Origin of the sequence: Frankia sp. AiPs1 (assembly GCF_023716945.1) — a bacterium.
In the GTDB taxonomy this organism is placed as follows: domain Bacteria; phylum Actinomycetota; class Actinomycetes; order Frankiales; family Frankiaceae; genus Frankia.
Genome location: NZ_JAMQQF010000695.1, coordinates 1 through 2,774 on the forward strand (window position 1 = coordinate 1; position 2,774 = coordinate 2,774).

At 73.7% G+C, this 2,774-nt stretch carries 1 protein-coding gene; it reads left to right on the forward strand.

The features are described 5' to 3' along the window. Positions 1 to 1,027: 1,027 nt before the first annotated feature. Positions 1,028 to 2,774: hypothetical protein (locus ND748_RS29505; RefSeq protein WP_251749469.1), on the forward strand; the 1,747-nt coding region annotated here is incomplete at its 3' end.

The following is a 2,774-nucleotide window of genomic DNA, read 5'->3' on the forward strand; positions in this document are numbered from 1 at the left end:
ACGCCGGGCCGCCATCGGTAGTCGCCCGCGGGCCACCCCGGCGGCGGGGCCGATTGCCGCGGATAACCAGCCGTCGGCGTCTCCGGGCGGCTACCCCGCCGGATCGGGCACCTCCGCTGGTCGGCCGTCGCCGTCGGACGGGTCCCGGCGGGGGCGGATTCCCCTCGCGGGCCGCGTCCCGGCGTCGCCGCCGGCCGGCTGGGGTGAGCCTCGGGGCCAGTCCGGGCCGAGAGGCACTCGGGGTCAGTCTCCGCCGGGCGAGCCTCGGGGTCAGTCCGGGCCCGGGGAGACTCGGGGCCAGGTTCCGCCGGGCCAGAACTGGGACCAGTCCCCGCGGGGCGAAACTCGGGGCCAGTCTCCGCCGGGCGAGACTTCGGCGGGCCGGGTTGCGGCGGGTCAGGCTCGTACCGGCTGGACGCCGCCGGAAGGCGGGCCGGCGGGCCAGGTCCCGGGAGGCCGGAACCCGACGTCGCCCGGCAGGACCGGATCAGCGCTGCCCGGCTGGACCGCATCGTCCCGGCCGGGCGTTGGGGCTTCGCCTGCGGGTCCGGTTCCCACACCGCCGTCGGGTCCGGGCGTGCCGTCGGGTCCGGACACTCAAGGTGGCTCGCGGCCCGCGCCGAGAGCACGGACGGCGGGGCAATCCGCCGGTCTGGGTTGGATCGCGGTCAGCACGGCGCCGCGGACGTCCAGCCGGTCCATCGAGGCCGGCGGTCCCGAGGTGGGCGGCAGCCTGCCCGGGTTCGGACCTGGCTATCCGGCCCCAGGTTCAGATCCGGCAACTTCATCCCCAGCTCCAACCCCGGTCCCAGCCCCAGCCCCAGTCCCAGCCCCAGTCCCAACCCCAGTCCCAGTGGCAGTCCCAGTCTCAAGTTCGGCCGCGGGCCCAGGGGCGAGACCGCAGCCGGGACAGGCAGATGCGGGGGGCGGTGCGGGTGCGGGGCCGCGCTCGCCGGAGACCTCGGCGCTGCCGGGGCTACGCCGGTTTCCGGGCGGTAGCCCGCTGCCGCACACGATCACTTCGACGATGGACCTCAGCGCCCTACAGCACCGGCTGCGGGCCGACAGGACCGAGGTCATCGCCCGGGTCGAGGATCCAGCACCCCGCTCGCACCGCCGCCGCCGGCGAGCCGGCCCGGCGGACGTGGAGTCCACCCAGGTGGTCTCCCGCGGGTTGGTGCCCGGGCGGCCGCATTCCGACACCCGGGCCGATCCGTCGCGCTCCGGTGTGGCCTACGCGGGCGTCCTCGATGCTGCGGACACCGGGCTCATCGATCGGCGTGGCGGGCTGGTGGGCGGCGCGGCGCGGCGCCGGGTCGACGCCGGCGGGGTGGTCGACGACCGTGGCCGCCGTGCCGGCCGGGCTCGCCGCGTCGACAGTGACGATCTTGATGAGGTCGACGATTCCGACCGGGGGCCCGGCTCCGGCGGGGGCGGCCCCAGCACCCGGTCGAAGGCGATCTGGACCCTCGCCGACCAGGCCATCTCCAGCGCGACGAACGCGGCGATCTCGTTCCTCATCGCCCGCCAGGTCAGCGATGTCGAGTATGGCGCCTTCGGGATCGCCTACACGCTGTTCGCCATTGTGATCGGGTTGTGCCGCGGTGCGACCTGCATGCCGCTGAGCATGCACTACTCGGGCGCGACGCCGTCGTCGTTCCGGTCGGCCGCCTCGGCCACGACCGGGTCGTCGTTCGTCTTCGGGATCGGGATCGGGGTCGGGTTCGTCGGCATCGGACTCGTTGTCGGCGGGCCGGTCGGGTCGGCCCTGACGGCAATGGGCTTCGTGCTGCCCGGCCTGCTCCTGCAGGACGCCTGGCGGTACGTCTTCTTCGCCATGGGACGGCCGTTCGGCGCGTTCCTCAACGACCTCGTGTGGGCCGTCGTCCAGGTGCTCGGGATCTGGCTGCTCGTCCACCGTGGAGTGACCGAGTCGTCCCCGCTGCTGCTGGCCTGGGGAGCTTCGGCCCTGGTCGCCGCCCTCATCGGCATCGCCCAGGCCGGCTTCTGGCCGTCGCCCGGGGCGACCAGGAGCTGGCTGGCGGCGAACAGGACGGACTCGACGTACCTGGCGGCGGAGTTCATCACGGTCCAGGGCGCCCTGCAGACGTCGATGCTGGCGATCGGGGCGGTCGGGTCGCTGTCGACGATCGGTGCCCTGCAGGGCGCGCGGACGCTGCTCGGTCCGACCACCGTGGTCGGGGTCGGGGTGGTCAGCTTTGCGCTACCCGAGTTCTCCAAGCGGACCTCGATGGACGTACACGCCCGTGAGCGGGCGGCGTACGCGCTGTCCGGGCTGGTCCTCGCGATCGGCGCGGCCTGGAGCCTGCTGTTCTACTTCCTGCCGGAGCGCTATGGCCACGCTCTGCTGGGCGACACCTGGGACGGGACGAAGGGCATCCTGGGCCTGTCGATCCTGCACTATCTCGCGGCGGCGGTCCCGGTGGGACCGGCCTGCATGGTCTACGCGCTCGGTAAGACCAAGATCACTTTTAGGTTGAACGCGGCCTTCGCCCCGATGCTGCTCGGATTCCCCATCCTCGGGGCGGTTCTCGGCGAGGCGCGCGGCGCGGTGATCGGATTCAACATTGCTTTCTGGGCTATTGCTCCGGTGTGGTTCGTTCTGCTGCGTCGGCTTGGGCGCGAACACGACGCCGAGCAGGCGGCGCTGCGCGCGGCGCAGGGCGACCCGTCAGCCGCCGTCGACCCGGCGCGTGCCCGCCTCGGGGTTGAATCCGGCGGTGGTGGTGGCGCCCGAGGGCACGGGTCGCGGC